The 25,222-nt window shown below is 65.0% G+C and carries 22 protein-coding genes and 1 tRNA gene; 12 read left to right on the top strand and 11 right to left on the bottom strand.

All coding sequences use genetic code 11. The features are described 5' to 3' along the window. Window positions 1–60: 60 nt before the first annotated feature. The 4 genes from ribH (at window position 61) to NATOC_RS23345 (ending at window position 2,242) form a co-directional block, all read left to right on the top strand. Window positions 61–480 carry a 6,7-dimethyl-8-ribityllumazine synthase gene (ribH, locus tag NATOC_RS04795; RefSeq protein ID WP_015320296.1) on the top strand — a complete coding sequence of 140 codons (420 nt, stop codon included), beginning with the start codon at window positions 61–63 and terminating at the stop codon, window positions 478–480. Next, window positions 477–1,625: a pyridoxal phosphate-dependent aminotransferase gene (locus NATOC_RS04790; protein ID WP_015320295.1), complete on the top strand. Its 1,149-nt coding sequence runs from the start codon at window positions 477–479 to the stop codon at window positions 1,623–1,625. The genes ribH and NATOC_RS04790 overlap by 4 nt, the downstream gene beginning before the upstream one ends. 136 nt (window positions 1,626–1,761) lie before the next feature. Further along, a tRNA-Gln gene (locus NATOC_RS04785) sits at window positions 1,762–1,864 on the top strand. A 273-nt stretch (window positions 1,865–2,137) separates the two neighbouring features. Next, window positions 2,138–2,242: a hypothetical protein gene (locus NATOC_RS23345; protein WP_015320294.1), complete on the top strand. Its 105-nt coding sequence runs from the start codon at window positions 2,138–2,140 to the stop codon at window positions 2,240–2,242. Between the two features lie 204 nt (window positions 2,243–2,446). On the opposite strand, the gene NATOC_RS04780 is transcribed toward NATOC_RS23345, so the two are convergent. Beyond that, complete coding sequence (locus NATOC_RS04780; RefSeq protein WP_015320293.1) at window positions 2,447–3,490, bottom strand: twin-arginine translocation signal domain-containing protein; 1,044 nt, start codon at window positions 3,488–3,490, stop codon at window positions 2,447–2,449. Window positions 3,491–3,668: 178 nt separating this feature from the next. Here NATOC_RS04780 and NATOC_RS04775 point away from each other — a divergent pair, with 178 nt between their 5' ends. Further along, the gene (locus NATOC_RS04775; RefSeq protein WP_015320292.1) at window positions 3,669–4,175 is read left to right on the top strand and encodes a GNAT family N-acetyltransferase; all 507 of its coding nucleotides are present in this window, start codon (window positions 3,669–3,671) and stop codon (window positions 4,173–4,175) included. Between the two features lie 51 nt (window positions 4,176–4,226). Here NATOC_RS04775 and NATOC_RS04770 read toward each other — a convergent pair whose 3' ends face one another. The 5 genes from NATOC_RS04770 to NATOC_RS04750 form a co-directional block, all read right to left on the bottom strand. Continuing rightward, complete coding sequence (locus tag NATOC_RS04770) at window positions 4,227–4,595, bottom strand: winged helix-turn-helix domain-containing protein (protein ID WP_015320291.1); 369 nt, start codon at window positions 4,593–4,595, stop codon at window positions 4,227–4,229. Window positions 4,596–4,813: 218 nt separating this feature from the next. After that, window positions 4,814–5,602: a TorD/DmsD family molecular chaperone gene (locus tag NATOC_RS04765; RefSeq protein WP_015320290.1), complete on the bottom strand. Its 789-nt coding sequence runs from the start codon at window positions 5,600–5,602 to the stop codon at window positions 4,814–4,816. A gap of 2 nt (window positions 5,603–5,604) precedes the next feature. Next, window positions 5,605–6,813, bottom strand: coding sequence for a 4Fe-4S dicluster domain-containing protein (locus tag NATOC_RS04760; RefSeq protein ID WP_015320289.1), 1,209 nt, complete (start codon window positions 6,811–6,813; stop codon window positions 5,605–5,607). Between the two features lie 16 nt (window positions 6,814–6,829). Continuing rightward, entirely contained in the window at window positions 6,830–10,339 is a 3,510-nt protein-coding gene (locus tag NATOC_RS04755) for a molybdopterin-dependent oxidoreductase (RefSeq protein ID WP_015320288.1), read from the bottom strand. A 316-nt stretch (window positions 10,340–10,655) separates the two neighbouring features. Then, on the bottom strand, window positions 10,656–11,948 hold the full coding sequence (locus tag NATOC_RS04750; RefSeq protein WP_015320287.1) for a P-loop NTPase: 1,293 nt from the start codon (window positions 11,946–11,948) through the stop codon (window positions 10,656–10,658). Between the two features lie 1,149 nt (window positions 11,949–13,097). Here NATOC_RS04750 and NATOC_RS04745 point away from each other — a divergent pair. Beyond that, window positions 13,098–14,381, top strand: a complete 1,284-nt coding sequence (locus NATOC_RS04745) for a Cdc6/Cdc18 family protein (protein ID WP_015320286.1) — start codon at window positions 13,098–13,100, stop codon at window positions 14,379–14,381. A gap of 336 nt (window positions 14,382–14,717) precedes the next feature. On the opposite strand, the gene gdhB is transcribed toward NATOC_RS04745, so the two are convergent. Continuing rightward, window positions 14,718–15,992, bottom strand: a complete 1,275-nt coding sequence (gene gdhB, locus NATOC_RS04740; protein WP_015320285.1) for a glutamate dehydrogenase GdhB — start codon at window positions 15,990–15,992, stop codon at window positions 14,718–14,720. Window positions 15,993–16,246: 254 nt separating this feature from the next. Here gdhB and NATOC_RS04735 point away from each other — a divergent pair, with 254 nt between their 5' ends. The 3 genes from NATOC_RS04735 to NATOC_RS04725 are packed head-to-tail and all read left to right on the top strand — an operon-like array spanning window position 16,247 to window position 18,143. Then, window positions 16,247–16,708, top strand: coding sequence for a MaoC family dehydratase (locus NATOC_RS04735; RefSeq protein ID WP_015320284.1), 462 nt, complete (start codon window positions 16,247–16,249; stop codon window positions 16,706–16,708). 2 nt (window positions 16,709–16,710) lie between these two features. Continuing rightward, window positions 16,711–17,493 (top strand): PH domain-containing protein, encoded by a 783-nt coding sequence (locus tag NATOC_RS23165; protein ID WP_015320283.1) that lies wholly within the window; start codon window positions 16,711–16,713, stop codon window positions 17,491–17,493. After that, window positions 17,490–18,143: a PH domain-containing protein gene (locus NATOC_RS04725; RefSeq protein ID WP_015320282.1), complete on the top strand. Its 654-nt coding sequence runs from the start codon at window positions 17,490–17,492 to the stop codon at window positions 18,141–18,143. The genes NATOC_RS23165 and NATOC_RS04725 overlap by 4 nt, the downstream gene beginning before the upstream one ends. Before the next feature lie 41 nt (window positions 18,144–18,184). On the opposite strand, the gene NATOC_RS04720 is transcribed toward NATOC_RS04725, so the two are convergent. Together NATOC_RS04720 and NATOC_RS04715 are read right to left on the bottom strand one after the other, a co-directional pair. Further along, on the bottom strand, window positions 18,185–18,535 hold the full coding sequence (locus tag NATOC_RS04720; RefSeq protein ID WP_015320281.1) for a DUF5658 family protein: 351 nt from the start codon (window positions 18,533–18,535) through the stop codon (window positions 18,185–18,187). Window positions 18,536–18,728: 193 nt separating this feature from the next. Beyond that, the gene (locus NATOC_RS04715; RefSeq protein ID WP_015320280.1) at window positions 18,729–20,507 is read right to left on the bottom strand and encodes an acyl-CoA carboxylase subunit beta; all 1,779 of its coding nucleotides are present in this window, start codon (window positions 20,505–20,507) and stop codon (window positions 18,729–18,731) included. A gap of 250 nt (window positions 20,508–20,757) precedes the next feature. Here NATOC_RS04715 and NATOC_RS04710 point away from each other — a divergent pair, with 250 nt between their 5' ends. Continuing rightward, complete coding sequence (locus tag NATOC_RS04710) at window positions 20,758–21,930, top strand: hypothetical protein (protein ID WP_049888652.1); 1,173 nt, start codon at window positions 20,758–20,760, stop codon at window positions 21,928–21,930. A gap of 25 nt (window positions 21,931–21,955) precedes the next feature. Next, the gene (locus tag NATOC_RS04705; protein WP_015320278.1) at window positions 21,956–22,195 is read left to right on the top strand and encodes a hypothetical protein; all 240 of its coding nucleotides are present in this window, start codon (window positions 21,956–21,958) and stop codon (window positions 22,193–22,195) included. Between the two features lie 80 nt (window positions 22,196–22,275). On the opposite strand, the gene NATOC_RS04700 is transcribed toward NATOC_RS04705, so the two are convergent. Both NATOC_RS04700 and NATOC_RS04695 read right to left on the bottom strand, forming a co-directional pair. Then, a complete protein-coding gene (locus tag NATOC_RS04700) occupies window positions 22,276–23,151 on the bottom strand; it encodes a class 1 fructose-bisphosphatase (protein ID WP_015320277.1) in 876 nt (291 codons plus the stop codon). Next, on the bottom strand, window positions 23,148–23,936 hold the full coding sequence (locus NATOC_RS04695; protein WP_015320276.1) for a class I fructose-bisphosphate aldolase: 789 nt from the start codon (window positions 23,934–23,936) through the stop codon (window positions 23,148–23,150). The genes NATOC_RS04700 and NATOC_RS04695 overlap by 4 nt, the downstream gene beginning before the upstream one ends. Before the next feature lie 211 nt (window positions 23,937–24,147). On the opposite strand from NATOC_RS04695, the gene NATOC_RS04690 reads away from it, so the two are divergent. Then, a complete protein-coding gene (locus tag NATOC_RS04690; protein ID WP_015320275.1) occupies window positions 24,148–25,002 on the top strand; it encodes a 3-hydroxyacyl-CoA dehydrogenase family protein in 855 nt (284 codons plus the stop codon). Window positions 25,003–25,222: the final 220 nt, after the last annotated feature.

Here is a 25,222-nt window from a genome sequence, read left to right as displayed (position 1 = left end):
GAAGCCGCGACGTCCGCCGAGAACGGTACCTCTTTGAACTCCCCACCCGACCGCTCGAGTATGACCACGCTCGGACTGGTGGTCGCGGAGTTCAACCGAGAGATCACCGAGCAGATGGAGACCGTTGCCCGCGAGACCGCCGACGACGCCGGCGCCGAGGTGTACGAGACGGTTCGCGTTCCGGGAGTCTACGACGCCCCGCTCGCGGCCGACCGACTCGCTCGCCGCGAGGACGTCGACGCCGTCGCCGTGATCGGCACGGTCATCACCGGCGACACCGACCACGACCAGGTGATCACCGACGCGGCCGCACAGCGACTCTCCGACGTCAGTCTCGAGCGTGACACTCCCGTAACGCTCGGCGTCACCGGCCCCGGCATGTCCGCCGCGGAGGCCCGCGAACGGGTCGACAACGCGGCGAAAGCAGTCGACGGCGCGCTGGATCTCGTCGCCGAGCTGCCGGAAGCTACCCAACAATGACGATGGAATTCACCGACCGCCTGACCCGAGTCGAACCGTCCGCAACGCTTGCCATCTCCGCGCTCGCGACCGAACTCGAGAACGACGGCGCCGACGTCGTCGACCTCTCGGTCGGCGAGCCCGACTTCCCCACGCCCGAGAACGTCGTCGAGGCCGGCAAGGACGCGATGGACGCCGGCCACACCGGCTACACAACCTCGGCGGGGATCCTCGAACTGCGCGAAGCGATCTCCGAGAAGCTCGCCGATGACGGTCTCGAGCACGGTACCGACGAGATCATCGTCACGCCCGGAGCGAAGCAGGCACTCTACGAGATCGTCCAGGCCCTGGTCGCCGAAGGCGACGAAGTAGTGCTCCTGGATCCCGCGTGGGTCTCCTACGAGGCGATGGTCAAGATGGCCGGCGGCTCGCTGTCGCGAGTCGACCTCTCCGAAACCGACTTCCAGCTCGAGCCCGCCCTCGAGGACCTCGAGGCCGCGGTGTCGGACGAGACCGAGCTGCTGATCGTCAACTCGCCGTCGAACCCCACGGGCGCCGTCTACTCCGACGAAGCGCTCGAGGGCGTGCGCGACCTCGCCGTCGAGCACGATATCACCGTCATCAGCGACGAGATCTACAAGGAGATCACCTACGGCGTCGAACCAACGAGTCTGGGGACCCTGGAGGGGATGGAAGACCGCACCGTCACGGTCAACGGCTTCTCGAAAGCGTACTCGATGACCGGCTGGCGACTGGGTTATTTCGCCGGCCCCGAGGAGCTGATCGACCAGGCCGGCAAGCTCCACAGCCACTCGGTGTCCTCGGCGGTGAACTTCGTCCAGCACGCCGGCGTCGAAGCCCTCGAGAACACCGACGAGGCCGTCGCCGAGATGGTCGCCGCCTTCGCCGAGCGTCGGGACCTGGTCGTCGACCTGCTCGAGGGCCACGGTGTCGACGTCGCGGTCCCCGAGGGGGCGTTCTACATGATGCTGCCCGTCGACGAGGACGATCAGGAGTGGTGTGAGGGCGCGCTCGAGGACGCCCACGTCGCCACGGTTCCCGGCAGCGCGTTCGGCACGCCGGGCTACGCCCGGATCTCCTACGCCGCGAGCGAGGAGCGACTGCAGGAGGGTATCGAGCGACTGGTCGACGAAGGATACCTCTAGTCAGTCTCGACCGAGTACCTCGCGACGAAAAGTAACACTATTGTGCGACGGGAGTCTAACCTGCGAGTGAAGTCCCGCAGTAGTAAGCGGTTCCGAAGGAATCGCGAGGTACGCGGGAGCTTCGAACGACGTGAGAAGTCCCGTGGTGTAGTGGCCAATCATATGGGCCTTTGGACGTGTTCGGTTCAGTCCGTCACGGAAGACAGCCCACGACGGCGGTTCGAATCCGCCCGGGACTATCCTGCTGCGAATAAATTCGTGAGCAGCAGATATCCTCGTCGGTTCGAACCCAGAGGACGAGAGGATCGAGTCCTCGCGGTTCGAATCCGCCCGAGACTATATTTCTAAATTTGGTAGCTGAAATAAACCACTCTCCCGGTCCGAATTGGGGAGCAGCGCGAAGCGAAGGCCACCACCGCACGGCGGCCAGTCGTACTACGAACCCGAGACGCCGCAAGCGGCAGCACACGAAGGGCCGAAGTATTGCCCGCTGGCGGGCACGAATATCGCCCATGTCTGGGAACCACGAGTGCCCGATCCGCGAGGACACGTTCGACTCGAGAGACGACCTCGAGGAACACTCCCTGCAGGAACACCGCAAAGAGCTCGGGTACTGAGCCGCCCCGTCGCACCGATCGTCGACCGACGGGAGCGGCGTCCACGAACGCGAACTATCCCGGCGGTTCGGATCCAGTCGGGATCACGTTATTATCGCCTAACAATACGCGTCGAGCAACAGCCGCGGTTCTCGGAAGTGGTCCCGTGAGCGCCAGCCTGCGAACTCGCGATACGGCCACTCGCCAGCGTGCGGCGCGACCAGCCTACGACGGCAGCTCCTCGAACGTCGCCGACGCGTGGACTCGATCCCCCTCGAGGACGATCTCATGAGAGACGTCTTCGGCAAGAAGCCGGTCCCGGACCACGTCCTCGGGTGGGGCCGAGTCCTCCGGGTAGAGCCCCGAGAACCGAGCCTCGGTTTCGAGCAGCTCGCCGTCCTCGGCGGACACGACGAGGCTGGTAACGAAACCCCTGGCGCCGTCGAGGACGGGATCGTCGCCCAGTTCGATCTCGGCCTCGGGCTCGTTGCCGGTGTCGATCTTCTCGGCCGGATCGAGAACGGCGTCGACGTCGTCGGCGTCCCAGACGCCGAACGCCATCGCCGCGTCGCCGGTCGTCTCGAAGAGCCACCGGCCGTCGTCGGTGTCGACGATCCGGTCGACCGTCGAGAGCGTTCGCTCGAGCGCGTTGTCGACGACGTCCTCGGGACGGTAGACGTCGTCGTCGCCGGGCTGGATCGCGACGACCACCGCGTCCTCGGAGACGGCGTAGGCCAGCTCCTCGGGGGCGACGTAGACCGTAAACCCGTCGCGCTCGTCGACCTGTTCAAACCCCTCGGAGTACCGGGCGACGAACAGCTCGGGATCGTACTCCCCGCGGAACACGATCGCGTCCTCGGTCCAGGTCATCGACTCCGTCGCGATCCCGTCGATCTCCCGCTCGTCGTCGGGGAGGATCTCGCCGGAGAACGGGTAGAACATGATTCCGAACACCGCGAACGGGGCGATCAGACCGCCGTACATCGGGAGTCCAAGGATCGGGACGTCCTCGACGAGCGCCTCGGTTTCTTCGCCGTCAGTTCTGGGCCCGTCGTCTTCGTCGAACCCCCCGAGGCTCGTCCAATCGAGGTGAGCGAAAAACGCGCCCGCGTCGTCGCGGCTCGCTTCGGGGATCCAGTCGGCGTAGGCCGGAACGTCGAGGGCGGGAAACGAGCCCCCAGTGCCGGCGTCGTCGGTACCGGAACACCCGGCGACCGTCGCGACTCCGGCAGTAGCGAGGCCCGCGGAGAGCAACTGGCGTCGATTCATCGGACGAACGTCCGGGCCGAAGCGGCAAAACCGTGACGCGAGCGAATCGCCGGTTTTGACCCGGGCGTGCCGGTCACATCCTTCGATACTGGTTCTCATCCCGGACGACGACCGTCCATCGCTCCCAGTTACCAGGAACACGAGACAGGCTTAGGAACGTCCGGTTCGAAGACTCCATATGACCCTCCCGCCCGACCAACAGCCGCGGTTCCCGCGTCCGCCGACGACGGCCGACGACAACGAGGGCCGAACGATAACGGTCGAAGCCTACGACGGCGACGCCGACCCGCTCGTCGAGATGTACGGCCACTTCGAGGAGGCGTCGCGATCGCAGGGACTGCCACCTCGATCCGACTCCCGAACCCGCGAGTGGCTCGAGGGGCTACTCGAGAAGGGGCTCAACACCATCGCGCGCCACGGCGAGGACGTGGTCGGCCACGCAGTGCTCGTGCCCTCCGGCGAGCTGTACGAACTGGCGATCTTCGTCCGGCCGGAGTACCAGGCCGCGGGAATCGGAACCCAGCTCATCCGCGGGTTGCTCGGCCAGGGACAGGAGAACGGGGTCGGCCACGTCTGGCTGACCGTCTCCCGGAGCAATCGGATCGCGATGAACCTCTACTGGTCGGCCGGGTTCGAGACGACCGCCAGCGGACGGGGCGAACACGAGATGGAACTCGTTCTGTGAGCCGAGTGGGATAACGCGGTTCGGTCGCTCGACGGCCAAAGAAGCGTCGTATTAGTCGGAGAGCGCACTCGATCCCGCCCCGGAAGCGTCGATTGATACGCCGTCGATATCCGACACGGAAATCGAGATCTCGTCGAAACACTGGCAGTACTCGCTGGCGTGTTTGCCACCCATCTGGATGCGGATTCGCTCCTCGAGCAGGCCGGCGTCGGTCAACAGCTCAAGCTTGCGGTACACTGTCGAGGATGGGATCTCACAGCGGCTCGCGAGTTCGGCGGCGGTCAGGGCCTCGTCGGCCGTCGCCTCGAGGATCGCTCGGCAATCGCCGTCCTCGAGGGCCGCGAGGACGGTGCCGGTGTCGGCGTTGGTCTCGGTCGATAGCGGGGAAGCGGAATCAGTAGTGGAGTTCGTCGCGGACATCGTCGTTCTACTCCCTTCTTTTGGTGGGATTCGTACCAATTGACGCCCAAAATATACGGGGGCGTTTATAACGGGGAGTGAAGACGGACGGGAAAATCCGTGAACCATCTCGGGTTCGGAGCCGGTCCGCGTGCCGTCGGCAAACGGTCGAGCTGGAGCCGGGCTCGAAGGTGACTCGGATCGAAAGAACGCGAGATCGGATGGAACTGAACGGATAGTTAGTAGGGACCCTTTCGGTCACCCATCGGCATCTCGGCGGTCGATCCCGAGGGCGTCGCACCACAGGTCCCACAGCGGAAGTCACCCTCTCCGTCGTTAAGTCCCTCGAGGGGCGAGGGCTGCGTCTCGTCGAACTCCTTCGGTTCGACGTCGAACCGGTCGGTGTCGTCGGCGACGAGCACGTCGACCACTGACGCGAGCGCTCGGTAGAACTCGATGTCGGCGTCCTCCGAAAGCGTCTCGCGGAACCGTCCGGTCCAGCGTCCGAGATGGTCCTCGAGGAAGCTCCCCTGGGCGTCGGTCACGACCTCGACACCGGTCTCGTCGCCCTCGTTCTCGAGGTAGGCCGTCTGCAGAGCCAGGTGCGAGAGGAACTCGAGCTGGATGCAGAGATGGTCGACGCGATCGCGGTTCCCCTCGTCCATCGAGAGGCCGAACGCGCCGTAAAAGCCCGAAATGTCGGCCAGCACATCCGTACTGGTGACGAGCGTTCCCGGACTGTACTCGATCTGGTACTGAGAGATGTTTCCACCTTCCTCGAAACCAAACAGCGTGGCCCAGTCCGAGTAGAGGTCGTCGATGCCGTCCTCGTCGGACGGTGCCGCCTCGGCTACCGTCGTGGCGTGTTCCTCGAGGTCCTCACCACCGAGCGCTTCGGCGGACTCGAGCAGCTGCTGCTCGAAGGTTCCCGAGAGCAGTGCCTCCTCGAACTGCTCGTCGGGGCGGTCGAACGCCATCGAGGCGAGCTTGTACAGTCGTGCGCGGTGAACGTGAGTGATTGCGGTCATGGTTACGTGATGTCGAGCCGGTAGGCGTCGTTCTCCTCGTCGTAGAGGTCGCGTTCGTACTGCGGTTCCTCCATCGGGACGCGAGCAACCGTCGAGCCGTCCTCGTCGTAGCCGATGGCTTCCTCGTCGGTGACCTCGAACTCCTCGACGCGCCACTCGGTCGACCCCATCAGGTGGAGCAGGCCGCGGAGCTTGCGGTACTCCTCGTCGCCGCGACGGGCGGCCTGGTAGGTCTCCTTGGCCTCTTTGACCCGCGGACCGAACATCTGGACGAGGTAATCGTCCGGGACGTTGATCGGCGGAATGTAGTAGACGTTGGGCTCGAGGCCGAGCTGGGGGTACAGCGGCAGCGCGACCTCGGCGTCGTGGACGAGGTAGTCGATCGGGTTCGAGGAGTCGGCCTCTTCGGGCGGGTTGATCCAGCCGTGCTGGCGGATCTTGCCCAGACAGTTCTCGAAACACTGCGGGACGAGCCCTTCCTCGACCTTCGGGTAGCAGCCGACACACTTCTGGGAGACGTTCTTCTCGGTGTTGAAGACGGACTTGCCGTACGGGCAGGCCCGAACGCACTCCTGGTACGCCTCGCAGTTCTCCTCGTCGATCAGGACGATCCCGTCTTCCTCGCGCTTGTAGACCGCCTGGACCGGACACCCTCCGGCACAGCCCGCGAACGAGCAGTGGTTGCACAGCCGCGGGAGGTAGAAGAACCACATCGGGTGGGTCTCCTGATCCTCCGAGATATGCGTGTCCGCCTGGAACTGCTCGCCGGCCGGCTCGTCCTCGCCGAGGTTGGGGTAGGCCCAGTCCTCGCTGTCGGGCAGGTAGCCCTCGATCCCCTCGCCGTGCATGTTCTGGGGATCGTCGTCGGGCTCCATATCCTCCCAGTCGACGTCGTTGGCCTCGAAGATCGTGTCTCCCTCGTACACGTACTCGCCGTCCTGTTCTGTCCACTCGCCGACGCCGAGCTCCTCGAGTATCTCCTTGTCCCAGCCGATGGGATGGGAGCCGTAGGGTTTGGTCTCGACGTTGTTCCAGAACATGTGCTCCTGGCCCTCGCCGTGGGTCCAGGTCGTCTTGCACGACAGCGTACATGTCTGGCACGCGATACATTTGTTGATGTCGAAGACGGCCCCCCACTGCTTCTCCGGTCGGGACTCTGCGTAGGGGTACTCCATCTCGCGTCCGATCTGCCAGTTGTATACTTCAGCCATTTGTAATCACCTTGTGTTAGTCGTCGGAAGTCGTCACGAAGTTACCGCTCAGGTACTCTTCCATCGATTCGTCCTCGCCCGCGGGTCGCATTCCCTTCCGGTCGGGCATCCACTGTTCCTCGTCCTCTTCGTGGGCCGCGTCCTCGGCCTTCTCGATCTTGACGAACGACTCCTTTGGCGCGCCGTTAGCGACGTGAACGTCCATCTCGAAGCCGACGTCGATGTTTTGCCCACCGTAGTTCTTCCGGGCCATGTCGTCGGTCAGCAGGGTCGGCCGGAACCAGGTTCGGGTCGCGCTCTGGTGGCTCCCCTGCCGGTACAGCGACGCGTAGTCGGTCTGTTCGTTGACCGCCATCCCGTCGCCGTCCTCGTCGTTGTGGGCCTCGACGGTACCGTGGGAGGCGCCGTTCAGGTTCATCCAGCTGCGGGTGACGCCCCGTGGCATCGCCGGCTGGCTACGAACGCGCATCTTCGCGCGGGCGTAGTTGTCCTCGTCCTCGGAGTCGGCGCCGCGGTACGGCCGGTCCTCGGGGTCGGCGTCGACCCAGACGTAGTCGCCGTCGTTGAAGCCCTCCTCTTCCATGTCCTCTGGGTTCATCTCGACGTACCCCTCGCCGTAGTAGGGCTTGCGCTCGTCGTGGCGCTCCATGTCGCCGAAGGGACCCCACCAGACCGCGATGTTCGGTAGCGAGTTCGCGAAGGTGTGGGTACCGTGGCGGTACTTCGGTGTCATGTAGCTGTAGTCGTACCCCTCGTCGAGCTCCTTGAGCGGGTGCTCGGTGTCGGTGAGCTCCTCCGGCGTGTAGATCCGGTTACGGACCTGTCGGGCGTCGCCGTCGCGGCGATCCTCGTCCCAGTCTAAGTCCTCCGGGGTCTCGGGATCGATGATCGGGTGATCGTCGCCGGAGACGATGGCGTTGGGCTCGTAGAACGTCCCGTCCATCGGCTCGCGGTGGAGCGGGATGTTCTCGCCGGCCTCGGTGAACAGCTCCTCCTCGCGGAAGAACTCCATCCGACCGGTCTTCGTGAACCAGGGGTCACCGTCGACGGCCTGACGGCCACCGACCTTCTTCGGGTACGTCTGGGTCTGGATGAGCTTCGGCGTCCCGTCGCGGGCCTCGTCGAGCATGTCGTCGATGTCGTACCCTTTGACGGTGTTCGAGTGGTCGATGATCCGCTGGAGGTACGGCCGGGCCGTGTCCTCCTCATTGATAAAGGCCCAGTAGTCCTCGAACCGGTCGTCGTCGAGAAGTTCGCCGAGCTTCTCGGCGACGCCCGCGTAGATCTCCGCGTCGTTACGGGTATCGTAGATCCGGTCGATCTCGGTCGTGGGGATCGCCATCACGAACGGGTTCGTCACCGCGGCCGTGATGTCGTTCATGTTGTGCTCGGCCCACGAGTCGGCCGGGAAGACGATATCGGAGTACTCGCAGGTCCCCGTCCACCACCACTCGTTGGTGAAAAAGGCCTCGATCCGGCCGTTACGAAGCATGTTCTCGATGATATCGTAGGAACCCTTCGCGTTGCCCAGGATCGAGTTCGAACCCGACACCCACAGCAGCTTCGTCGGTGTCGGCATATGCGAGTCACCCATGTGGTACTCGCCCTCGATCTTTAGCGGACGGTCGCCGTTGGAGTACCAGTGGGCCGACTGGGCCGTCGTCGTATTCCGGATGTCGACGTCCGAGTCGGGATCGAGTTCGGGATCGAACGGATCCTCGTAGATCCACTGGTCGCGGCCGTTAAAGTATGCGCCACGGTAGTTACCTGCGTAGCTGCCGACGTTGCCGGCGTGGCGGCCGACGTTCTTCGTCAGCGAGGCCAGCAGGAACACGGCGCGGTCCTTCTGGTCCTGGTTCGTGTAGTGGTTCGGTCCCATCCCCGTGAGGATGAGCGTTTTCTCGTGGTTGTCCGCGACGTCCGCGGCCAGATTCTCGACGGCCTCCGGCGAGCTACCGGTGACCTCCGCGACGGATTCGGCGTCCCAGGTGTCGATCAGGTGCTGCTTGATCAAGTCGAAGACGGGACGGACCTCGACGGTCTCGCCGTCGACGGTCTCGACCTCGAAGCTACCCTCGAGGCTCGCCGGGACGTCGAAGTCGTCACCGATCTCGTCGCGCGTGACGGGCTCGAGCTCACCGCTCTCCTCGTCGCGGACGACGAAGTCACCCCACTCGTCGCGAAGGTCCTCAGTGAGGACGTTCTCCCAGACCTCGGTCGTCCCCTCCCGGGGTCGGTCCTCGTCGTCCTCGACGACCATCGTCTTCTCGAGGTCGGCGGGCTCGTAGCCCTCGACGACGTCGCTCGCACGCAGGAGCGACTTATCGTCCATGCGGACGAGCATTGGGAGGTCGGTAAAGCGACGGACGTAGTCCTCGTCGTACTGTTCCTCCTCGATGATGATCTTGGCCGCACCGAGGAACAGCGCGGAGTCGGTCGCCGGACGGAGCACGACCAGTTCGTCGCACTTCGAGGCCGTCGCGTTGTAGTCGGTGAAGACGCCGGTGACCTTCGTGCCCTTGAGTCTGGCCTCGGTCAGCCAGTGGCAGTCGGCCATCTTCGTCGTCAGGAAGTTGATCCCCGCGAGGATGACGTGGTCCGCGTACTCGACGTTCACGAGGTCGAAGTCGACGGTCTGCTGGCCGGTAACCATCGTGTGTCCCGGCGGCAGGTCAGTGTGCCAGGAGTAGTTGTCCAGGCCGACGCCGCCGACGGCTTCGGTCTCGTCGACATCGCGGATGTGCTGGTCGACCAGCGCCATCTGATTCGCGACGCGGTACATCCCCATCAGTCGGATCATCCCGAGCAGGGGCATCCCGCCGCGGAACTTCAGCACTTGCGTGCCGATCCCTTCGGTCTCCTCGACGACGCGCTCGTCGTACTCCTGCTCGAGGAGCCGCTGTGCGCCCGCGTCACCGTTGTAGTTTTCGGCGATATTGTAGATCGCTTCCGCAGCGAGTTCGTACGCCTCGTCGAACTCCATCTCGACCCAGTCGTCCTCGCCGCGGTTGGCATACTCCTGGGGCATCGAGCCGTCGTCCTCGCGGGGGAAGCCGTCCTCGACCCACTGTCTGAACCCTTCTCGAACCATCGGGGCCTGGACTCGCTGGTCGCTGTAGAACCGCTCGATCATCGCCAGACCCTTGTTACAGACGCGGGGGTCCCAGCGCTGGGTCGCCTGGTTGCCGTCCAGGTCCGTCGCCTCGCCGTAGTTCATCGAGGGACCGAGGCGGGTAACCTGGCCGTTCTTGATGGATGCTTCGAGGTAGCAGTTGTGGGTGTCGTTGGGCGTACACGTGAGCATGTAGGAGTCGTCGGGCTCCCACACGTCGCGGTAGTGTTCCTCCCACTCCCGGTTCGGATACTCCTCGAGGGGGTTCATCGGGCCGTCCTCGGCCGTCTCGTCCGCATCACCCGAGAGCCGTCGGTAACCAAGCAGACCGAGTCCGGAGGCACCGGCGACCCCGGCCGCCGCGGCGCCGAGTTCGCGGCGGGTCATCTCGATGCCGGCGTCGTCCTCAGCCATGGTACCACCCCGTAACCGTCGCCCGGAGAGAGCCGACGGACGGTGCAGTCGTTGCCCGGCACGGATGGCGTTCCGTGGGTTCCGATTGTCCGTGTTTCATACAGGATACCGTTGGGAGGCTATTCTTTAACCAGACACGTCTGTTCCCACCGAATGGGTACGAACGGCCCGGAAACCACGGTATAGCGGGGAGTTTATAACGGGGTGAGGAAGATGGAACGAGACACCGTTTCGGATCGTTCGAAAACCGTTCCGGACAGCGTCCGAATCGAGGACGCAAACGTGGGATCGAGCCAGATCAGATCGGGTCGATGACTCAGGCCAGCGGCTCCGACCGCGCGAGTAGCTCGGTCTCGAGTTCGAGGACCCAGCCCTCCTGACCGATATCCTCGATGTCTACCCGGTCGAGTCGCTTCCCGTCGGACGCGAGAGTCTCCTCGATCGACTCACGCAGCTCCTCGGGGTCGTGTCGACAGAGCAGCGTGAGCTCGCCGTCACTGACGGCCAGCTCCGTGATCGCCTGTCGCTTACAGGTCTCGGGCGGAAGCCCGCGTAGATCGATCGCGTCCGCGGGCGCCCGACTCCCGCCGCGGCCCGCGACGAACTCGGCAACGGTCTCGCCGAGCGCGGCGACCGCCCGCTCGCCGGGCGAGCCGTCCTCGCCGAACGAACACGCCGTCGGCGTCCGGAGCGCGGAGTCGAAGGGGACGGGGTCGATCGACGCGATCGCCTCCTCGTTGATCGCGTCCTCGAGCTCGCGTCCATCCCCCTCGTAGGGAGAGGACTCGGCTCCCGTCGCGGTCATGTTCGGGACGACGCCGATCGTCTCGACGTCGTTGGCGGTAAACAACGCGCCGGTGCGCTCGGTCGCCCGGACGCCGGCGTCGGTCGGCGTGCTGACGAGCAGGGCGCCGTCGAGCGGTGCCTGCTGGACGATCGTGTAGACGGCGTCGCCGATCCCCGGCGGGAGATCGACCAGCAGGACGTCCCGGTCGTCCCAGGTCGCGTCCCCGAGCAGGTCCTTCAGGACGTCGTGGACCATCGCGCCGCGCCAGGCGACGGGGCCGTCCTCAGCGATCAGATCGAGACTGACGACCTCGATTCCGTCGGCCTCGATCGGCTTAGGCCGTCCCGAGGGCGTGTTCTGGACCGGTCCCTCCGCACCCAGCAGGTCAGGGATGTCCGGCGCGTAGACGTTCGCGTCGAAGACCGCCACGTCGAGTCCGGACTCGTTGAGCGCCCGCGCGAGCGCGGCGGTGATCGTCGTCTTGCCGACCCCGCCTTTCGCGCTGCCGATCGCGATCAGCGAGTCGACACCCGTCACGGGAAGACCGCTCTCGGGTGCCTCGGCGTCGGTCGCCTCGATCCGAACGTGGTCGATCCCCTCGGTCGCGAGGCCTGCACCCCGGAGTTGATCCGAGAGGCGCTCGCTCAACCGTCGGTTGAGCCGATCGAAGACGACCGTGAACGTGACGACCCCGTCCTCGACGGAGACGTCCTCGAGGAGCTGCTCGCTGACCGGGTCACCGTCGGCCAGCTGTACCTCTCGGGTTCTGTCGATGACTGCGCGTTTGATCTCCTCGTCGGTCCGCGGTGTCTCGTCTTCCATAGGCGTCAGTTCGGAACGGATGGTCTTTCACCCGGCGGCTCTTCCCAGGGCCTGGGAACACGCTCGCTCGGTATCGGAATCCTGGCACTCGGTCCCCTCGTTCAGAGTGAAGCGAGATCGAGCGACGGAGTGGGTGGTGATTTCACTCTGAGTTGGGTGTGGGGGGGAGAAGCGGCGGATCCGTCTCGAGACGACCCTTCCCACCCCCACCCCCGATTCAGAGTGAAAACGGCCGAACGAGAATCCCCACCCCGGGGAGGGGGAAGGGAAGGAAGGGAAATCCTCGACAGGGACGAAGCCGCGTATTCGAGGAGCTGAGCGGCTGGACCGCTAGTAACCTAGAAAGAGCTAGATCTAGATAGGTAACACTAAACAACACATTTGGATATTTTGTATATTATTATAACTGTGGTATAGGAAGCTACTACCTATACCATAAGATATAATACTAGCTAGTAGGCCTTGGAGCAGTGTGTGAGGGATTAGTCGAGAAACTGCCAAATCACGGCAGCGTTGACCATGAGGCGTTTCCTCTCGGAGAGCGTCGTTCCGAGCTTTTCCCTCCTGTCAATTCTCGCACCACGTTGGATTTCCATTCGATTTCCACAGGCAGTACACCCGGCTGCTATCGACGGCGCCAAACAACGATGGAAGCTCTATCGGACGTCTGGAATCTCTCTATCGGATATCTGGAATACGTCTGTCTTCTGTGCGCGAATGAAGTACCACGGTCTCGATCCACCTTCGGACCCCCGCCCCACCCCCACCCCCCACCTTCTCGGGCCGTTTCAGTCTGAACGAGGGGTGGGGGTGGGGTGGGGTAGGAGAGATGAAGGGGTGGATGAGTAGTCACGACAGTGTCGGTCCGGACGAACCGTCCGGCTCGGTAGTGATCGTACTCGACGGGCCGACCGGACTGGTGGCGACCGTACCCCGCAGTCCGAACCGAACTGGCAGTCCCTCCCGAGTCGACGATCCCTGCCGACCAGCCAGTCACCATCGACCGTCGGGTCGTATTCAGTCTGCATCCGGTTTCGAGACGGCGAGACGGCAGATCCTCGAAACGTACCGGTTCAGGGCTGTTGCCCACTCGTTATCAGTCTGAGCTACCTTCCATAGCTTTATTAGATAACTCTCCAAGGGGAGAATATGACCGAACAGGCCGGTGGGGATCCTCTCTTCCAGTCGCAGGATCCGATCTTCAATCGGAAAGAACTCCTGCACGTCGGCCACGTCCCCGAGGAGGACCGGATCGTCGGTCGGGACGACGAGATCCAGTCCGTCGCCGCCGAAATCGGGGCGATCACGCGGGGCGACCCACCGAACAACGTAATGATCTACGGCAAGACCGGGACCGGGAAGAGCCTCATCTCCCGCCACGTCGCGACGCGAGCCCGGGACGCTGCCGAGGACAACGAGATCGACTGCGACGTCCTCTACGTCGACTGCTCGGAGGCCAACACCGAGACGCGGGCGACCCGCCAGCTGGCGCTCAGTCTCGCCGACCAGACCAGCTACGACGACCACATCCCGGTCCGCGGGGTCGGAACGATGGAGTACTACCAGCACATCTGGTCGATCCTCGAGGAGTTTTTCGACTCGGTGATCGTGATCCTCGACGAGATCGACAAGCTCGACAACAGCAACATTTTGATGCAGCTCTCCCGGGCCCGCGAGGCACGCAAGACCGACACCTACATCGGTGTCATCGGGATCAGTAACAAGGTCCAGTACCGCGAGACCTTAGACGAGCGCATCGACAGCAGCTTCGGCCACCGGGAGCTGTTTTTCCACCCCTACGACGCCGCCCAGCTCCGAGAGATCATGCGCAACCGCGAGGACGCCTTCCAGCCCGACGTCCTCGAGGACGGAACGATCGAGCTCTGTGCGGCGCTGGCGGCGAAGAAACACGGCGACGCGCGCAAGGCAATCGAGATCCTCAAGGAGGCCGGCGAGCTCGCCCGTCGGACGACCTCGGAAGCGGTTTCGGAACGTCATATCAAGCAGGCCCAGGAGGTCGCCGAGATCAATCGGATCGAGGAGCTCACCAGCGGAGCGACCGTCCACGCGAAGCTGGCACTGTACGCGCTGGCAAGCTGTATCGTCACTGGGGATCGCGAGACCTACAAGACCCGCGAGATCTACGAGCGCTACGCCGATATCTGCGAGCTGGTCGCGACCGATCCGATCACCGAGAACGGCCTCTACCGCCAGCTCAAAGAGCAGGCGTTCCTGGGTGTCATCGAGTCGGAGAAGACGGGTGGTGGTCGCTCTCAGGGGAGTTACCTTCTCCACCGGCTGGTGACCGATCCGAAACACATCGTCAAGGCGGTTCGGCGGGACGACTCGCTCGGAGAGCTGCCGCCGTACGACAAACTCACCGACACCGACGGCTCGACCCGCGGCCGCGTCGATCTTTCGACGTTTTCGTAGCGATTCGCGGTTCTCGACGTTCCCGTATTGATCCGAGCTTCTCGACGTTCTCGTATCGGTTCGAGCCTCTCGACGGTTCCGTAGCGGTTCGCGTCGCTCGACGTCCTTGTAGTGACTCGATCGATCAATCGATGAAGGCAAAGAGAGCCGAGACGGAGCGAAGAGAGCCGAGACGGAGCGAAGAGAGCCGAGACGGAGCGAAGAGAGCCGAGACGGAGCGAAGACAGTCGACCGACGACGGAAAAGGGGGCGAGGGCTCTCTCACAAATCTTTCACTCTGAACGAGGGGTGTGGGTCCGGCCCATACCTGCCGCTATAGCGGCTCGTCGACGACTGTCAGGGCCACAGACCGCGAGCGTTGTGGGCTTCCGCGATTCGCGAGAGCGCGACCAGGTAGGTAGCGTCTCGCCAGGTCACGTCGCGGGTGTCGTACTCTTCACGAACTGCGTTCCAGCCTCGAAGCATCTCGGTCTCGAGTTCCTCGTGGACCCGCTCTAAGCTCCAGGCACGGCGGTTGATGTCCTGGAGCCACTCGAAGTAACTCACCGTCACACCGCCGGCGTTCGCGAGGATGTCGGGGATCACGTGGACGCCCTGGTCCTCGAAGACCTGGTCGGCCGCCGACGTCGTCGGACCGTTCGCGCCCTCGACGATCATGTCGGCCTGGACGTTTCTGGCGTTCTCGGCGGTCAACACGTTCCCGACCGCGGCCGGGATCAACACGTCGACATCGAGCTCCAGTAGCTCCGCGTTAGAGAGCGTCTCGGGGGCGTCGTAGGTCGAGACCATCCCCGGCGTCTTGTCGTGATCCTCGACGTCGTTCGTGTCGAACCCGTCGGGGTCGTAGATTGCGCCGTCGACGTCCGAAACCGCGACGATCGTCGCTCCGCGCTCGTCGAGGTAGCGGGCCGCGTTGGCGCCGACGCTACCGAACCCCTGGACCGCGACCGTCGTGTCCTCGAGCTCCCAGTCGTAGTAGTCGATCGCCTCCCGGGTGATGATCCCGACGCTGCGTCCAGGTGCCTTCTCGCGGCCCTTGGAGCCGCCGATGACGGGCGGTTTCCCCGTGACGACGCCCGGCGTCGTCTCACCGACCTGCATCGAGTAGGAGTCCATGAACCACGCCATCGTCTGTGGATCGGTCCCCATGTCGGGGGCGGGGATATCCTTCATCGGCCCGATCACGGGGCGGAGCTCCTCGGCGAACCGTCGCGTGAGCCGTTCCTTCTCGCCCCGGCTCAGCTCCTTGGGATCGACGACGACGCCGCCTTTCGCACCGCCGAAGGGGAGATCCATCACGGCACACTTCCAGGTCATCCACATCGAGAGCCCGACGCACTCGTCTTCGGTGACGCCCGGGTGGTAGCGCAGTCCGCCCTTGAACGGCCCCCGAACGCTGTCGTGGTGGGCGCGGTAACCGGTAAACATCTCGGTAGTGCCGTCGTCGCGCTCGAGCGGAATCGTCACCCGGTAGACGTCCTTCGGATAGCGAAGCCGCTCGACGACGCCGTCGTCGACCTCGAGGTGAGCGGCCGCGCGCTCGAGCTGACGGCGGGCGGTTTCGACGGCGCTTTCCGGTTCGGATTCCGCTGTGGGTTCGGCTGTTGTCATTGTGAGACGGTTGCTGTACCGCGACGGATCGACGAGCCGTCGACCCGGATCGCAGTGCAGGCTCGATCCGACTGATCGGTGCGTCGAACAATAACCCTTGTCACTTCGGGCTAATTCGAGCAATACTTGCAACTACGAACGGTCGAGCGCCCGCTTCGATTCGATCCCGACGTCCCGCGTTCTCGGTATGGCACCTGCAGTCGACGTCTCGAGATCCCGACGCGTTTTTGTACGATCTCGTGGAGGTCGAACCCATGACGGGACTGTACTACGAGGAGTTCGAGGTCGGCGAGACCATCGAACACGAGCGCCGACGGACGGTCTCCGAGAGCGACAACCAGCGCTTCTGTGATATGACGATGAACCAGCAGCCCCTCCACCTCGACGCGGAGTTCGCTGACGAGACGCAGTTCGGCGACCGGCTAGTCAACGGGCTCTACACGATGTCGCTTGCGGTCGGGATCTCGATCCCGGAGACGACCGACGGGACGATCGTCGCGAACCTCTCTTACGACAACGTCGAACACCCACAGCCCGTATTTCACGGCGATACGATCCGGGTCCAGTCGACGGTAACCGACAAGCGCGAGACCAGTGACGGCGAGCGCGGGATCGTCACGATGCGCGTCGAGGCGTTCAACCAGGACGACGAACTCGTCTGCGAGTTCGATCGCACCGTTCTCTCGCTGAAACGCGAGCACGCGGAGGCGGAGTGAGGATGTCGGCCTCCGGTGAGGACGCCCTCGAGTGGCTCTCGCTGGAGGACGACGAGACGATCGTCTGGGCCGGCGGCCCCGATCGCCGTACGCTGGTGCCGACGCTCGCGATCGGGATCCCCCTCTCGATCGTGCTGATCGGGATCCTCATCATCGTCGGGGAGTATCTCCGCGTTCGCAACACGGACTACGTGATCACCGACGAGGCGATCTACAGGAAGACGGGCGTGCTCTCCAGGGACGTCAAACGTATCGACCACGAGAAAGTTCAGGACATCTCCTACAGTCAGTCCGCGCTCGGCTCTGCCTTCGGCTACGGTACCGTCGAGCTCACGACCGCGGGCGGGGCCGGCGTCGAAATGGCTTTCCGATCGGTCACCGACCCACGGACGGTCCAGCAACGGATCAGCGAACAGGTTGCGAGCCACCGCGACCCGGATCGGGGCGAGGACGACGTCCTCGAGGAGATCCTCGCCGAGCTGCGGGCGATCCGCACGCTCCTCGAGGAGAGCAACGGTGCGGCGGTCGAGGACGAACGCGGCGACGTGCCGACGATCGAGGGCGAACGGCTGCCCGAACCCGATCCTGGCCCCGATTCGGAGTCCACGCGCGAACCGGACTCCGGGACGGAACGGTCCGGGTCGGAGCGGCGATCACCCGTTCGTCGGGAGCGACCGCCGGGCGACTCGATCGCGACCGACGAGGACGTCCCCGAAACGGACTTGCCCGAGGAGCGGTCGCCCGGGGACGGACCCGCAACGAACGACGAGCGATCCCGCCGATGACGACCGCGACGTCCGATTCCGACCCCGACTCGGATCCAGCGGCCGACACCCACCCGGGAGTCGACGAGCCGACCGACCGGGAGCGGATCGACGCCTGGCTTGCGCTCGCGGACGACGAGACGGTCCGGTGGCACGGTCGCCCGCGGATCCAGACGGTGGTCCCCTGGCTGGCGGTCGCCGTCCTCGGCATGGCTGGGATCGCCGTCGCCGTCGCTGTCGGGTGGCTCTCGCCGCTGGCGCTTGGCTGGCTCCCGGTGCTTTCGGCGTTGCCACTGTGGCGCTACGTTCGGGTCGCCAGGACGGCGTTCGTGATCACGGATCGTCGAGTGGCGATCAGGCGGGGCGTCCTCGGGGTTTCAGTGCGTGCGGTCGCGCTCGAACGGACCCAGAACACGACCGTTACTCAGGGGGCGATCGAGACGGTGATCGATGCCGGCACGGTCGCCGTCGAGACCGCCAGCGGATCGACGCTGGCGTTTCGCTCGATCGACGACCCGCTTGTCGTCCGGCGCGTCCTCGAGCGGGCCGCGACGGGCGACGCGGTCGGTGAGATCCCCGGAACGCGAGCGCAGTGGGAGGCGGTTCGGGACGAGGTTCGGAACTGGCGAGTGACGATCGAGGACGCGACCGACCCGTGCGAAGATCGCTGACGATCCGGAAAAACGACGCTGACCTCGCGGTCGGTGCCCGCTCAGACGACCTGCGAGATCATGTAGAGGTTGATCCCGACCGCGACGGTCCAGGGGACCGCGAGCCCGGCGGGGACGATCATCCGGTACGCCTGCGGGAGGAGGGGCCGACAGGCGAGGCCGACGCCGACGGCGGCACCTTTCATTGCGAGCATTCCGGTCAGCCCGTGGCTGTAGATCACGTTTCTGGCGATCGGGTTCGACTCGGCCAGCCCGAGCTGGAGCCCGACGAACGTCGTGACGACGTCGCCGACCAGCGAGAGGGCGACAAGCAGCCAGAGCGCGCGCTCGAGCGTCCTCGGCGACATCTCGTCGGGGAGCCACTGGGAGGCCCGTCCCTGGTCGACACCCATGAGACCCCCGACCGGAGTCGAACCGGTCCTCGCGCCCGCGGGAGCGTGTAACCTCGACGGGCGAGAGCGATTTTGTTATGCCAGCGATATGAACTCGATAGGTGCCTGCTAAACGGTTGCCGATCCCGAACGCCGCGTTCCTACAGACCGAGCAGCCCGGAGCGCAACGGCGACTCGCAACGACAGGGACCGACTACAGGATCGTGCCGTGTTTCTTGTCGGGGAGTTCCTTCTCGAGACCTTCGTAGAACGCGAAGCGGGCCGACAGCTCCTCGCGGAGCGTGCTCGGCGGGACGATCTCGTCGATGACAACCTCGCTGGCCATCCGGTGGACGTCGATGTCCTCGCGGTACTCCTCGCGCAGTTCCTGCTCGCGGCGTTCGCGCTCCTCGGGGTCGTCGATCTCCGAGAGCTTGCGCGCGTAGACGGCGTTGATCGCGGCCTCGGGGCCCATGATGGCGATTTCGCCGGAGGGGAGCCCGATGACGCTCTCGGGGTCGTAGGCGGGGCCGCCCATCGCGTAGATCCCGGCGCCGTAGGCCTTGCGGACGACGACGGTCTGTTTCGGCACCGTCGCCGACGAGGTCGCGTAGATCATCTTCTTGCCCTGCTCTAAGATCCCCTCCTGCTCGACCTGCGAGCCGGCCATGAAGCCGGGCGTGTCACAGAGATAGAGCAAGGGAATATCGAACGCGTCGGACTTCCAGATGAACTCCGCGGCCTTCTCGGCGGCGTCGGGGAAGATCGCGCCCGCGCGGTGGGCCGGCTGGTTCGCGACGATCCCGACGGGGCGGCCGTCGATCCGGGCGTAGGCCGTGATGATCTCCTCGCCGTAGTCGGGCCGTAACTCGAAGTAGGACCCGTCGTCGACGACGCGATCGATGACGTCGGTCATGTCGTACCCCTTGTTCGGCTCCTGGGGCACGATCGCGTCGATCCCCTCGGGAGAGGCGGCCGGGGGTTTCGGCTCCTGTTTCGGCGGTTTCTCGTCGGCGCTGTCGGGGAGGTAGGTGATCAGCTGGGCGACGAGCTCGCGGGCGTGTTCCTCGTCCCGTGCAACCAGATCCGCCGACCCCGACTCGCGGGCGTGGACCGCGGGCCCCCCGAGCTCCTCGAGATCGATGTCCTCGCCGGTGACCATCTGGACCATCCGCGGGGAGGCGATCGCCATCGCGGACATCCCCTCGACCATGATCGTGAAATCGGCGAAGACGGGCGTGTAGGCCGCTCCGGCGATACAGGGGCCGTAGAGCACGCAGATCTGGGGCACCCGACCCGAGAGCATCGAGTGGTTGTAGTAGTACTTCCCGATCCCCTCGCGGTTGGCGAAAAAGCCCGTCTGCTGGTCGATCCGTCCGCCCGAGGAGTCCATCAGGTAGAGCACGGGCTGGCCGGTCTTCAGCGCCCGCTGTTGCATTCGAAGGAACTTCTCGACGCCCTTTGCGGCCATGCTGCCGCGCTTGACGGTGTAGTCGTTGGCCATGAAGTGGACGTCCCGCCCCTCGAATTCCGCGGCGCCGGTGATGAGCCCGTCCGCCGGCAGCCGATCGTCGGTCTCCTCGTCGGCGTCGGCTCCGCGGGGGTGCCAGTCGTCAAACGCCGCGAACTTTCCGTCCTCGAACAGCAGGTCGCCGTCGTCGCCGCCGAACCACAGGTCGAGTCGATCCCGGACGAACAGCTTCTCGCCGTCCTCGAGTTGCTCGCGGTACTTCTTCGGCCCGCCCTCGAGAATGTCCTCGATCTCCTCCCACAGCAGCTCTTCGCGGTCAGTTGGGCCGAGCGACTCCGCGGTTCGATCGTCCGCCGACCGATCCGCCGTCGGTTCGGATTCGGGCGGTTCCTCGTGGGTCGCTGCCGGTTCGTCCTCGTCGCCGACGTACACCTCGACATCGTTTCCGACGTGCTCGGCCAGCGCGGCCGCGATCGCGGCTGCCTCGTCGTCGGACGCCGTCTCGGTGATACGAACTTTCATGACAAAAATTGCGACGGGGGGTCCCAAAACCGTTTTCACTCGCGGGCGGCGGGATCAGATCAGCGACCACGTCGAAACGCCACGTTCGATGACTGTCACAGTCCGAAACCGGTGTAGCACCTGCAGGCAGAACCGGTATGCTCTAATTAGCCCAACCACGTAGTAACTGCCGAACCCACGGGTGTACGTGAAGATTAGCTATGCGTTCCCGGGGAGTACGACGGAGCCCAGCGCTCGATAGATCCGTAGCATGTCCGACGCGACCCGTTCCAGTTCCGCAACCAGACTCGCCTCGATCCGCGATCGGGTAGAGCAGGGAATGGATCGCCGCGAGTTCGTTCGCACTCTCGTTACCGGCGGGTACGCGGTCGGAATGGCTCACTTCCTCGGCGTCGAGGACTTCCTGGCGGCCGACGACGACGAGGTCCCGGTCGTCACCGCACTCGTCAGAAGCGATCCCGACGACCCCTGGTCGCTCGAGGAACGCACGGAGTACGTCCCCGCCGACTGGTACGCGGCCGTCCAGAAGGCCATCGAGCTGAACGACCGGCTCTCCCGGGTGGCGTTCACCGGGTATCTCGGCAGCGCGGTCGTCCCCAAGAGCTACGACGACGGCGGCGCTGCGGTCTCGGTCGGCGTCTCCGGTGACCTCGACTCGGTCCGGGAGACGATCGGCGAGCTCGGCGACGGCGTCTCGCTGGATCTCCGTTCGGTCCTCGAGGTCGACGCGGTCGAGGACAACTCCGACCACTACGAACCGCGGATGGTCGAGTCAGTGACCGCCAGTCGCGTTCCCGCAGGGATCGCCTGCGAGACCCCCTCGAGTCTCGCGACGCTCGGGCCTGCCCTGTTCGACCCCGAGGACGAACAGGAGTACTTCGTGACGGCCGAGCACGCCTTCGAGGAACAGGACGACGTCGCCGGCGCGTCGCTGTCGCTTCCGGTCTCGTCCGAGGAACCCGTCGAGCTCGGTCCGGTCAGAAGCGCCTATCCGGTCGAGGACGTCGCCGCTATCGAGCCCAACGGCGAGCTCTCGCCGTCGACGTGGATCGACGCGCCCGAACCGGTTCGTGTCCGCGGCCAGCTCACCCGCTGGGGGCTCGCGGACCTCATCGCTCGCGACGAGAACCTCGAGAAGGTCGGCGCGCTGACGGGCCATACGACCGGGCGCGTCCAGGGGTTCGACGCCGTGACCTGTTTCACTGACGACTTCTGTCGGCGCGGTCAGATCCGCTGGGGCGGCGAGATGGACCTGACAGACGGCGACAGCGGCTCGGTCAGCTACTACTCGGATCCCGAGGGCGAGGCCGAGGACGTCCTCGTCGCCGGGTTCAACAACGCCCGCACCTGGTGGCCCGGCCAGAGCTACGTCTGGGGGGTCGCGGCCTACCGGGTCACCGAGCAGTACGGTTATCACTTCTGAGATGGTATCCGACACCACGCCAGCGATGTCCGACGACCGACGCTCACGGCCCCGCCGCGTCCTCGCCAGCCTCGCGGCGGTCGTCGGCGTCGGTACCCGTCTCGTCCTCGACGCGCTCGTCGTGGGTCTCTGGGTCCTGTTTCTGACGCTGCTGTTTCTCTCGACGAACTGGCCGCGGTGGCTGTTCTACGCCCTTCTGCTCGGCGGGGTCGGACTCTACGTCCAGTTCACCGCCTGGTGGGGTGGGTCGACGTCGGGATCCTGACCGCGCCGCTTGTCTTCCGTCGACGACTGGTTCGAACGACTTCTCGCTCGCCCGGACGCCTCAAAAAATCCGACGGAGCCCTACTCGAGGACGTCCTCGAGGCGGTCGATCAGCTCGTCGTTGCCGACGTGGAGCGGCACTCGGTCGTGGAGCTCGTCCGGCTTGACTTCGAGGATCGACCGGGTCCCGTCCGAGGAGCTACCGCCGGCGGTTTCGATGAGGTGTGCGATCGGGTTCCCCTCGAACTGCAGCCGGAGCTTCCCGCGGGGGGCGTCCTCGAGGGCGGGGTAGGCGAAGATCCCGCCGTAGGTCAACACCTGGTTGACGTCGCCGATCATCGCGCCGCCGTAGCGGAGCTTCAGCGAGTCGTCGGATTCGACCTCACGGACGAACGCCTCGAAATCGGCGTGCCAGTCGGGGACGCGTCCGCCGAAGCCGTAGACGAGCGGGTCCTCGGGGAGGACGACGTCGTCGTCGACGAGAGTGCGATCGTCGCTCGTGAGCTCGTACTTCTTGACGGTGCCGTCGCGGGCGAGCGCCATCGTCGTGATCGGTCCGTAGAGGATCCAGCCCGAGGCGACGAGGGCAGTTCCCGGCGCGGGAAGGGGTTCGTCGTAAATTCCGAACACCGTCCCCATCGTGTTGTTCGACTTGAGGTTCGAGGAGCCGTCGAGCGGGTCGACGCCGACCGAGAGGCCGTCGTCGTCGCCGCAGTCGATCGTCTCCCGACGCTCCTCGCTCGCGTACTGGCAGACGCCGTCGATCGACGAGATGCGATCGGCCAGCAGGTCGTCGGCCCAGACGTCGGCTTCGGCCTGGGTCTCGCCGCTTGGGTTCTCGGCGTCGGCGTCCTCGCGTCGGCCGACGAGGCCCCGCCTGATCTCGTTTGCCGACCCCGCGATCGTCTCGATCACCTCGTCGACGACCTGTTCGTGGTCGTCGTCTGTGTCACTCATTCCTCGAGGGCGGCGTCGGCCGTCTCCTCCTCGTAGATGACTTTCTCGAGGGCGTCGAGAAGCTGGGTGGGGTCCTCGCGCTGCCAGACGTTACGGCCGACGGCCAGCCCCGTCGCGCCGGCGTTGATGGCGGCCTCGACCGTCGAGAGGAACTCGTAGTCCGAGGTCTTCGAGCCCCCGCTCATGACGACGTTCATATCGCCGGCGGCCTTGCAGGCGTGTTCCATCGCCTCGGGGCTCCCGGGATATTTGACCTTCGCGATGTCGGCGCCCAGCTCGAGGCCCAGACGGGTCGCGTAGGAGATGACGTCGGGCTTGGTGTCGTTCTTGAGTCCCTGACCGCGCGGGTACGACCACATGACGACGGGCAGGTCGTGTTCGCGGGCCTGCTCCTGAACGTCGCGGAACTCCTCGGCCATCTCGACCTCGTGGTTCGAGCCGCCGTAGAGGGTGAAGCCGATGGCGTCGGCGCCGAGTTCGGCTGCGTAGTCGACCGAGCAGTTCACCGCCGAGTCGTACTCGCCCATCCAGAGGTTCGAGGTTCCGTTTACCTTCAACAGGAGGTTGACGTCGTCCTCGTAGCTGGGGTAGTACCCCTCCGCGATCCCCTTCTGGACGGCCATCGCCGAGACCGCGTCGTGGGTCGCCGTCTCGAACACCGTCGACGGGTCGAGCTTCTCCGGGACGTCCTCGAAGTCGACCGGGCCGTGCTCGAGCCCGTGGTCCATCGCGAGGATCAGTGACTTGCCGTCGCGAACGATCGGAGAGTCGTCGATCGGAATCATCTGTTAGACGGTCCACCGTGTCGGTATATATCTCTGATGGTCTGCCTGATATAAATTACTTACAGTCGTAGTAAGCGACGCTCTCGGTCGGTGGCACTCGAGTACTATTCCTGCTTCCAACCATCACAGATAAGACAGTTCCGGCCAGTCGAGCGTCGAACCTACACGGTCGATCGGCACGTTTACGGCGTCGATGAGTGAAGGCGGGCGTATGGTACGCGATCAGATCGATCGGATCGGCGTCGTCGGCGCAGGAACGATGGGCAGCGGGATCGCGCAGGTCGCCGCGACGTCCGGCTACGACGTCGTCCTCCGGGACATCGACCAGGAGTTCGTCGAAAGCGGCTTCGAGACGATCGAGGACAGCCTCGGACGGCTCGCGGACCGGGACGCCCTCGAGGACGATCCCGAGCGCATCCAGGAGCGAATCGAGGGGACGACCGAGATCGACGAGCTCGCCGACTGCGACCTCGTCGTCGAGGCCGCCCTCGAGGAGATGGACGTCAAACAGGAGATCTTCGCGGATCTCGAGGACGTCTGCGACGAGGACGTCGTGCTGGCGACGAACACGAGCACGCTCTCGATCACGACGATCGCCGCCGAGCTCGACCGTCCCGAGCGCGTGATCGGGCTGCACTTCATGAACCCGGTGCCGATCATGGAGGGCGTCGAGGTCGTCGTCGGCGAGAAGACGACCGACGCCGCGACCGAACTGGCTCACGACGTCGCCGAGGAGCTCGGAAAGACGACCTGGGAGTCCGACGACAAACCCGGGTTCGTCACCAACCGAATCCTGATGCCCTGGATCAACGAGGGCATCCGGGCCTACGACGAGGGCGTCGCGACGAAAGAGGACATCGACGCGGGGATGGAGCTGGGGACGAACGTTCCGATGGGGCCGCTGACGCTGGCCGACCACATCGGCCTCGACATCTGTCTCCACGCCTCCGAGACGCTTCACGAGGAGCTGGGCGACCGGTACAAACCGGCCTACCTGCTCAAGCGCAAGGTCGAGGCGGGCGACCTCGGGAAGAAGACGGGCCAGGGGTTCTACGAGTACGACTAACCGTCGCGAGCCGAACGCGCTCCGACGCGGCAGTTTTTCGACGGATCCGTCGACGGCCAGTTTGGGGAGACGAGACCGTTCTCGAGACGGATACCCGCGACGCTCCGGTAGGCGTCGACGGGAACAGAGACGAGAAGGACGCTCGCGAACCGGGCCAGCGGGATCGGCGAGCGCTTCGCGGACCGACACAGACAGCACGGTGGTGGAGCCGCGATCGGTG

Source organism: Natronococcus occultus SP4 (genome assembly GCF_000328685.1).
GTDB classification, from domain to species: Archaea; Halobacteriota; Halobacteria; order Halobacteriales; family Natrialbaceae; genus Natronococcus; species Natronococcus occultus.
This window is presented reverse-complemented; position numbering and strand designations above follow the sequence as displayed.

What these genes read in the sequence shown, in the direction of transcription:
- ribH (WP_015320296.1), top strand. Translation starts at nt 61, where the DNA reads ATGACCACGCTCGGACTGGTGGTCGCGGAGTTCAACCGAGAGATCACC.
- NATOC_RS04790 (WP_015320295.1), top strand. Translation starts at nt 477, where the DNA reads ATGACGATGGAATTCACCGACCGCCTGACCCGAGTCGAACCGTCCGCA.
- NATOC_RS23345 (WP_015320294.1), top strand. Translation starts at nt 2,138, where the DNA reads ATGTCTGGGAACCACGAGTGCCCGATCCGCGAGGACACGTTCGACTCG.
- NATOC_RS04780 (WP_015320293.1), bottom strand. Translation starts at nt 3,490, where the DNA reads ATGAATCGACGCCAGTTGCTCTCCGCGGGCCTCGCTACTGCCGGAGTC.
- NATOC_RS04775 (WP_015320292.1), top strand. Translation starts at nt 3,669, where the DNA reads ATGACCCTCCCGCCCGACCAACAGCCGCGGTTCCCGCGTCCGCCGACG.
- NATOC_RS04770 (WP_015320291.1), bottom strand. Translation starts at nt 4,595, where the DNA reads ATGTCCGCGACGAACTCCACTACTGATTCCGCTTCCCCGCTATCGACC.
- NATOC_RS04765 (WP_015320290.1), bottom strand. Translation starts at nt 5,602, where the DNA reads ATGACCGCAATCACTCACGTTCACCGCGCACGACTGTACAAGCTCGCC.
- NATOC_RS04760 (WP_015320289.1), bottom strand. Translation starts at nt 6,813, where the DNA reads ATGGCTGAAGTATACAACTGGCAGATCGGACGCGAGATGGAGTACCCC.
- NATOC_RS04755 (WP_015320288.1), bottom strand. Translation starts at nt 10,339, where the DNA reads ATGGCTGAGGACGACGCCGGCATCGAGATGACCCGCCGCGAACTCGGC.
- NATOC_RS04750 (WP_015320287.1), bottom strand. Translation starts at nt 11,948, where the DNA reads ATGGAAGACGAGACACCGCGGACCGACGAGGAGATCAAACGCGCAGTC.
- NATOC_RS04745 (WP_015320286.1), top strand. Translation starts at nt 13,098, where the DNA reads ATGACCGAACAGGCCGGTGGGGATCCTCTCTTCCAGTCGCAGGATCCG.
- gdhB (WP_015320285.1), bottom strand. Translation starts at nt 15,992, where the DNA reads ATGACAACAGCCGAACCCACAGCGGAATCCGAACCGGAAAGCGCCGTC.
- NATOC_RS04735 (WP_015320284.1), top strand. Translation starts at nt 16,247, where the DNA reads ATGACGGGACTGTACTACGAGGAGTTCGAGGTCGGCGAGACCATCGAA.
- NATOC_RS23165 (WP_015320283.1), top strand. Translation starts at nt 16,711, where the DNA reads ATGTCGGCCTCCGGTGAGGACGCCCTCGAGTGGCTCTCGCTGGAGGAC.
- NATOC_RS04725 (WP_015320282.1), top strand. Translation starts at nt 17,490, where the DNA reads ATGACGACCGCGACGTCCGATTCCGACCCCGACTCGGATCCAGCGGCC.
- NATOC_RS04720 (WP_015320281.1), bottom strand. Translation starts at nt 18,535, where the DNA reads ATGGGTGTCGACCAGGGACGGGCCTCCCAGTGGCTCCCCGACGAGATG.
- NATOC_RS04715 (WP_015320280.1), bottom strand. Translation starts at nt 20,507, where the DNA reads ATGAAAGTTCGTATCACCGAGACGGCGTCCGACGACGAGGCAGCCGCG.
- NATOC_RS04710 (WP_049888652.1), top strand. Translation starts at nt 20,758, where the DNA reads ATGTCCGACGCGACCCGTTCCAGTTCCGCAACCAGACTCGCCTCGATC.
- NATOC_RS04705 (WP_015320278.1), top strand. Translation starts at nt 21,956, where the DNA reads ATGTCCGACGACCGACGCTCACGGCCCCGCCGCGTCCTCGCCAGCCTC.
- NATOC_RS04700 (WP_015320277.1), bottom strand. Translation starts at nt 23,151, where the DNA reads ATGAGTGACACAGACGACGACCACGAACAGGTCGTCGACGAGGTGATC.
- NATOC_RS04695 (WP_015320276.1), bottom strand. Translation starts at nt 23,936, where the DNA reads ATGATTCCGATCGACGACTCTCCGATCGTTCGCGACGGCAAGTCACTG.
- NATOC_RS04690 (WP_015320275.1), top strand. Translation starts at nt 24,148, where the DNA reads ATGGTACGCGATCAGATCGATCGGATCGGCGTCGTCGGCGCAGGAACG.